Origin of the sequence: Coleofasciculus sp. (genome assembly GCF_046539235.1) — a bacterium.
Classification (GTDB): Bacteria; Cyanobacteriota; Cyanobacteriia; order Cyanobacteriales; family Coleofasciculaceae; genus Coleofasciculus.
This window is the reverse complement of the sequence record NZ_JBKHHI010000345.1, coordinates 1-7,144: the sequence shown is the minus strand read 5'-3', so window position 1 is coordinate 7,144 and position 7,144 is coordinate 1. Positions and strand designations below refer to the sequence as shown.

Here is a 7,144-nt window from a genome sequence, read left to right as displayed (position 1 = left end):
GGAACTGCAATAACTGGAGAATCAGCTAAACCCGCAACAACGCTAGGTAAGGCTCCTTCCATCCCGGCTACAACAATTAGCACATTCGCCTCAGTAATAACCTGTTGATGACTCAGTAAGCGGTGAAGTCCCGCTACACCAACATCCCAGAGACGCTGTACCTGAAACCCACACAGTTGAGCCGTAACTGCTGCTTCTTCAGCAACCCATAAGTCTGAGGTGCCAGCGCATATAATACTAATCGTTCCTGGAGAATTGGATGGAATCGTTTCCGGCGCGATCGCACAAATCCGGGCAGTGGGATAATAGTGGATATCAGGGACTGTAACTTGGAGTTGGGCAAACACATCCGGCAAGATGCGAGTTGCCATCACCACTGAACCGCGTTGTCGCATTGCTGCCATAATTTGAGCAATTTGGTCAGGTGTTTTACCTAAACCCCATATTACCTCTGGAAACCCTGTTCTCAATGTGCGATGATGGTCAACTTTAGCAAAGTTACTAACGGATTCAAAGGGAAAATGTTTCAGTTTATCTAAAGCAACTGCTGGACTTGTTTCGCCAGCAGCCACTGATTCGAGCAAATTTTTTATGGCTTGAGGTTGATTCATTATTTATGCAAATATTAAATTATTAGTGGTTCTTTAAACAACAATACAACTGGAATTAAGCATAATTTAATGCTGTATTTACCTGGCTTGGTTTAAGCTATAGCAATTTTTGATCATAATCAAATTACGCGAAGTGCCCCGATGATAACAAACCGACCGTAAAGTTTAGTTCGGTTTCCATAAACTTCCACATTAATCAAACTCCTATCTTTACGCTGTCCTTTGAATCGACAGTAAAGATTTTTACTTTGACCCTGAATGCAGCTATAGATTTGTTGTTCAACAAACTTACGATTGTCTAGGCATACGAGTTCAAGAACAGATTCCAATGAGATAAGTTCTCCAAAAGTATAGCCAAAAGTTTCGGCTAATCTGGGATTGACGTATAGAAAATTCCCTTCTCCAAACAGGATATACATGCCAATTCGGGAAAATTCTTTCTCGCTGAAGGATTGAGTTACAGTTTGACTAGATTGAGCGGTTGTTTTCTGTTGAGTTTGGTTTAATTCTAAGTCCAGTTCTTGCTGCTGACGTTCATGATAGAGTCGAGCATTGTCAAGCACCAATGCCATAGATTCTGCTGTGATTTGCATTAGATGAGCCGACTCCGGGCTAAAATGTCCGGGTTGTGAGTGGGTTAAGGTGAGAATTCCTAAGACTTCTTTACCCATTAAAATCGGAACGCCAAGGGCGGAGCGAACGGTGTAAGGTTGATTGGGTAAGGTCAACCAACGCTCGTCCTCGATCGTATCAGTAATGAGTCCCAGTTGGCGGTGACGATAGACCCAACCGGCTAGACCTTTATCCAACACTTGACCAATCAGCCGTTGCTTTTGTCCTCGTAGCGTCGCACCACGAGCTAGAATACTTTCGGTGACAACGCCATGGGTATCAAGTAAGAACAAACTACTGGATTCCGCACGAGTTAGCTTGGTAGCAATTGTCACAATTTGTTGCAACATAGCTCTAACCATCAGTGTCCCCCTCGCCGCTTGCAAGGTTGTGGCAAAGGTTCTCATGAGCTGATGTTGGGCATCAAACGCCATTTTAGTCATTTTCAGTTTAATCACTTGTCGGCGTAGGGATGCTACTTCTGCCATGAGTTGTTCGTAGGACTTGTTGCGATCGCTCATTTGTACCTCTATCCATTCAATGCACCTGCACTCAAATCCTGTAAGATTTCCCCCTCTGCTAGGGAGAAAGCCATAAGACAGACTCACTCCCTTGGTTTGGGGTGGAATTGAGGGTGTTCTCTAACCTCTACCAGAATTTGCTTAATCTCCCCAATAATGAGTTTAGGCGAGTTGTTGCTTACTCTGGTCAAGTTTGTCATTTTTTTGTTCAGCTTTCCATAGGTTGCAGATCAAGTCCCTATCCCATGAACAAATGTAAAGCAAAGCGATCTTGATACAACCTTATGTCCTGAAACTTGTGGGTTGAGGCATAAAACTACGGTATAGTTGTATTTGGAGTCGTTTTAACTAACAGTTTGGCTGAGGCAAGTCCGGAAGAGCCAAAATCCTAGCAGAAACTACTGTAAAAGATTTGATTGGTTTTCTGGGTTCACGTCGCTGCTACCTAAAATGCCTGAATCCATTCTTTCACATCGTACTCTGTCCAAATTCCATTTTGCCAATAGGGATCTGCCTCAATCAGTTGGCGCACAGTGGCTTCATTTTCAGCTTCATAAATACCAAACACTTTGGTCAAGTCTTTGGTTGGACCAATCGTGATTAAAACGCCTGATTCTTTTTGTTGGGTCAAACCATCCAGATGCGCTTGGCGATGAGGAGCGCGTTTTTCTAATACATCCTCACAATAGCTTCCCCACATTACGTATTTGGGCATAACAAGTCAACTGTTAACAAATGACAAAGGACAAAGGACAAATGACAACTTAACTTCTCAGGCTAACGCCAAATTTTTCTAATAAGGCGTCTCGAACCTTTTGGTGGGCGGATTCCACTTCTAGGTCCGTCAGCGTGCGATCGCCTGCACGATAGATTAACCTAAACGCCAGACTGCGCTGTCCTTCTGGCACTCGTTCCCCGCGATATTCATCGAATAATTGCACCGATTCCAATAAGGTTCCGGCGGCTTTTTGGGTGGTGCGTTGAATGTCGGCGACTGAGACAGTATCGGGTACAAAGAAGGCAATATCTCTGTCTGCGGCTGGAAACGTGGAGTAGACGGAAAATCCCGGCGTCAAGTTTTCATCTTGGACAAGAGTATTTAACATGACATCCAGGTCTAATTCAAATCCATAGACTGCATCGGGTAAACTCAATTTAGCTCTAAGCTGGGGATGCAGTTGCCCAAATCTGCCCAAGCGATCGCCTTGTATCCATAAGGAAGCGGTACGCCCTGGATGCAAACGGGAATCCTGGCGATCGGGTTGATATTCCACCGTTAACCCTAAGCGTTCAAACACGCTTTCGATGATTCCCTTTGCCTCATACCAACTCATCGGTGCATCTTGTCCGCCTCTGATCCATTTCCCCTGATTGGGATCGCCGCCCAAAATTCCCGCCACGCGATCGCTTTCGGCAAATCCGTCTTCATCGCGCCAGAAAATTCGCCCGACTTCAAACCCATTCAATACCCCATTCTTTTGTTCGAGGTTGTACTGGGCGACTTCTATCAATCCTGAGAGTAAATCCGTCCGCAGGGCAGAATATTCCACAAATAGAGGATTAGATAGGCTAATTTGCTCCTCTTTTTCTTCCGGTTTAACCAAGGAATATTGCAGCAATTCCGTTAATCCCGCCGCACGGAAGGCTTCCCGAATCTTGCGGATTAAAACTTGGTCAATGGATAGATAACCCGGTTCAGTTTTCGGGGGTAAATCTTCACAAAACTTATCATAACCGTAGAGACGGGCAACTTCTTCAATCAGATCGATTTCCCGTTCTAAATCTCGGTAGCGGTAGGGGGGAACCGTGACCATCCATTTCACCGCCTCGTCGGATTCCACGGACTGAAGTTGACATCCTAATGCCGTGAGAATGCGTTCAACATCATCGGGCTGAATGTCACCAATCTCATCACCCAAATCCACCGGACCTAATACCTGATTCACCCGTTCTAGGCGTAATTCTATCGAGCGCACCCAACTTTCCGGATCAGGGCGGGTATCGGCTACTTCTTGGACAATGGGTTTACCCTGGGCGAGTTCCTGGATTAACGCGATCGCTCGTTTGGCTGCGATACCCAATTCCGCCTGATTGACGCCCCGTTCGTAACGGGTGGATGCCTCCGTGCGTAAGCCTTGAGAGCGGGCGGAACGACGGATGGCAACCGGTTCAAAGAGGGCGGCTTCTAGAACCAAATTCTCAGTACCCTCATGGACTTCGGTTTCCTCACCACCCATCACTCCTCCCAGAGCCACGGGGCGATCATTGGCGGTAATTAACAGAGTTTGGGCATCAAGGGTGCGGGATTGACCATCTAGAGTGGTGAGCGATTCCTCGCCCTTAGCCAAGCGAACCCCGATGGTTAAGGATTTGTCACCTGCTACTTGTTGTAAGCGATCGCGGTCAAAGGCGTGGAGAGGCTGACCCCATTCCAACAGGATATAGTTGGTAATATCCACAACATTATTAATCGGTCGCACACCTGCGGCTTGTAAACGCTGTTTTAACCAGGTTGGCGATGGTTGAATTTTCACCCCTTCAATAACTGTACCGATATAAGCCGGACTTGCTTTCGGGTCAGCAATTTTCAACGTCAACCCACCCGTACCTTGAGGAATCGTCAACTCTGGCGTTTTAGGCAGGTTCAAAGATGCCCCTGTCAGGGCGGCGACTTCCCGAGCCACCCCAACCATACTCAAAGCATCAGCCCGATTCGCCGTTGCGGTCAAATCCAGGATCACATCCGTAAGTCCGAGGAGGGGACGAGCATCACTTCCCACTTGTAGCGTCTGTGCCTCAAAGATGTGAATTCCTTGCGACTCTTTTTCCAAGCCAACTTCTGCCAAGGAACAAATCATGCCCTCGGAACGTACCCCCCGCAGTTTGGAGGAGCGAATTTTCAAATCCACCGTGGGCAGGTAAGTGCCTACCGTGGCGACAGGGACATAAGCCTCTGCCCGGACATTAGCCGCGCCACAGACAATGGTGACTGGACTCGCGTCTCCAATATCAACTTGAGTAACCCTCAGCTTATCGGCATTGGGGTGAGGCTGCACATCCAGCACTTTCCCCACAACTACGCCATCGGCTAACTGCCGCTGATCCTCAATATCCTCGACCTCAAATCCAGCATTGGTGAGAATTTCCGCAATTTCTTGGGGAGCTAGGGTCACATCTACCAGTTCCCGCAGCCAATTTAAAGAGATACGCATTAATTTCTTGCTTTTACCGACCTCAGCTTAGATGCAGTTCCGTTACTGTTGATCTCACTATACCCGATTTGTTATTCGTCTTATGTCATTCGTCATCCGTCATTTGTCATTTGTCATTCGTCAGGGAACAGGGAATAGGCAATGGGCAATAGGCAATGGGTTATAGAAATTTTGTCTCCCATCTTCTCCAGCTCTCTCAGCTCCCCCTGCTCCCAGACGTGCCATGGCACGTCTGGAACATTGCTTCCCCGACTTGCCCAACTTTACCAATTCTTCACAAACAGAGGACAATCTTTATCAAGACTTTATCCAAAAAAGACTCAAATCAATGCGTTATTGGGGCATCTGTGCCTAAACGACAGGGTAAATTAAGATATCCTGTAGATAGATAAGATTGCTTACCAAGGCTTACCAAAGCGAGGGTGCATTCGGCGGTGCGTTTCCCACTCAAGTCAACTATAGATCTTAATAGATAAGCCGGGTGCTTCGATCACAATTGAGAAAGCTTTCGTCCTAGCCCGGACAAACGCCCCATTGGTGATGCTGAATGAGCTACTGCCTAAATCCTGACTGTCCTCAGCCCAAAAATCCGCTGCACGTCACTAGCTGTCAGGCGTGTGGTCATCCTATTATGTTGCGAAATCGCTATCGTGTGCTAAAAACCCTAGGTCAAGGCGGATTTGGCGCTACGTTTTTAGCCAGAGATGAGTCTCTTCCTGGCAATCCCAGTTGCGTCATTAAACAACTTCGTCCCGCAACAACCACATCACAGGTTCTGGAAATGGCTCAAAAGCTATTTGAGCGAGAAGCCAGAACCCTCGGCAAGATTGGCAATCATCCGCAAGTTCCCCGACTGTTGGATTTTTTTCAAGACAATCAGCAGTTTTATTTGGTACAGGAGTATATTAGTGGACTCACGTTACAGCAAGAAATTAAACAATGTGGTCCCCTCTCAGAAGCCGGGGTCAAGCAATTTCTGAGTGAAGTTCTCCCCCTGATTAAATATATCCATAGCCAAGAGGTGATCCACCGGGATATCAAACCGGCTAATTTAATTCGACGAGAGCAAGACCGAAAACTGGTCTTGATTGACTTTGGTGCGGTTAAAGATGAAGTCAACCAAGCCGCCGTTGCCAGTACCTCGGATCAAACCGCCTTGACAAATTTTGCCATTGGGACTCCCGGTTTTGCTCCGCCGGAACAAATGGCATTGCGACCCGTTTATGCCAGTGACATTTATGCTCTCGGCGTAACTAGCGTGTATTTGCTCACCGGAAAATCGCCAAAAGATTTAGATTACAATCCCTCAACTGGTGAAATGGTCTGGCGTAAATCTGTGCAAGTCAGCGATCATTTTGCGACTGTGTTGAAAAAAATGTTGGAGGCTTCTGTTCGTCATCGCTATCAAACGGCAGAAGAGATTCTCAGAGCGCTAGACTTAGAACCTTATTTTGATAGTTTGGTTCAAGGAATGGCAATGCCGACCTCTGGGCTATCGAATACAACTACAAATGGCAATTCCACCGAAGTTCAAGAGGTAGACTCGCCCAGTTCTCCTTCCTCTCCTTCATCGGCGACTCAGAAGTTAGCGGCGGCGATTCGTAAGCGTCGTGAACGACGGGAACGTAGTCGTCCGGGTGCTCCCAACACCATGGGTAATGGTAATCCCCGCAGTCAATTTATATCGAGGTCGGTGACAGAAATTCATACAGGGAATATACCATCGAGCCAAAGTTTTGCTACCAGTAGACCCAAAAAGCTTGATGCTAATGGTGTGTTAACGGCATATATGAAAGGTCGGAGAGATTTTGCTTCCCATGATTTAAGTGGGTTAGATTTACAAAAATCGGATTTATCTGGCGGAATTTTTTACCAGTCCAAGTTAACTCGCATTAATTTACAAGGTGCTGATTTAGCCAGTGCTGATTTTGGTCAGGCAAGCTTAACTCGGGCGAATTTGCGAGATGCCAATTTAGGTCGGGCTTATTTGAGCAATTCGGATTTAGAGGGGGCAGATTTACGCGGGGCAGATTTAAGTTTTGCTTATCTGAATCATGCCAATCTTAAGGGGGCAAATCTCTGTGGCGCGAATCTTGCCAATGCCAAAATTACGGAGGAACAGTTAGCTTTAGCTAAAACTAATTGGGCAACAATTATGCCGAATGGCAAGCGAGGTCTTTGGTCATAG

Annotated in this window: 6 protein-coding genes; 2 read left to right on the top strand and 4 right to left on the bottom strand. The window is 46.7% G+C overall.

Annotation, left to right across the window (positions count from 1 at the left end):
• The 4 genes from larB to pheT all read right to left on the bottom strand — a co-directional run.
• The coding region (gene larB, locus ACLFWI_RS23385) for a nickel pincer cofactor biosynthesis protein LarB (RefSeq protein WP_446414922.1) at positions 1–611 on the bottom strand (611 nt) is incomplete at its 3' end.
• A 119-nt stretch (positions 612–730) separates the two neighbouring features.
• Complete coding sequence (locus ACLFWI_RS23380) at positions 731–1,744, bottom strand: GAF domain-containing protein (protein ID WP_446414921.1); 1,014 nt, start codon at positions 1,742–1,744, stop codon at positions 731–733.
• Positions 1,745–2,189: 445 nt separating this feature from the next.
• Entirely contained in the window at positions 2,190–2,459 is a 270-nt protein-coding gene (locus ACLFWI_RS23375) for a YciI family protein (protein ID WP_446414920.1), read from the bottom strand.
• 49 nt (positions 2,460–2,508) lie between these two features.
• Positions 2,509–4,956: a phenylalanine--tRNA ligase subunit beta gene (gene pheT, locus ACLFWI_RS23370; RefSeq protein ID WP_446414919.1), complete on the bottom strand. Its 2,448-nt coding sequence runs from the start codon at positions 4,954–4,956 to the stop codon at positions 2,509–2,511.
• Positions 4,957–5,179: 223 nt separating this feature from the next.
• Between pheT and ACLFWI_RS23365 the strand changes: the two genes are divergently transcribed.
• Together ACLFWI_RS23365 and ACLFWI_RS23360 are read left to right on the top strand one after the other, a co-directional pair.
• Complete coding sequence (locus ACLFWI_RS23365; protein ID WP_446414918.1) at positions 5,180–5,311, top strand: hypothetical protein; 132 nt, start codon at positions 5,180–5,182, stop codon at positions 5,309–5,311.
• A 192-nt stretch (positions 5,312–5,503) separates the two neighbouring features.
• A complete protein-coding gene (locus ACLFWI_RS23360) occupies positions 5,504–7,144 on the top strand; it encodes a protein kinase domain-containing protein (RefSeq protein WP_446414917.1) in 1,641 nt (546 codons plus the stop codon).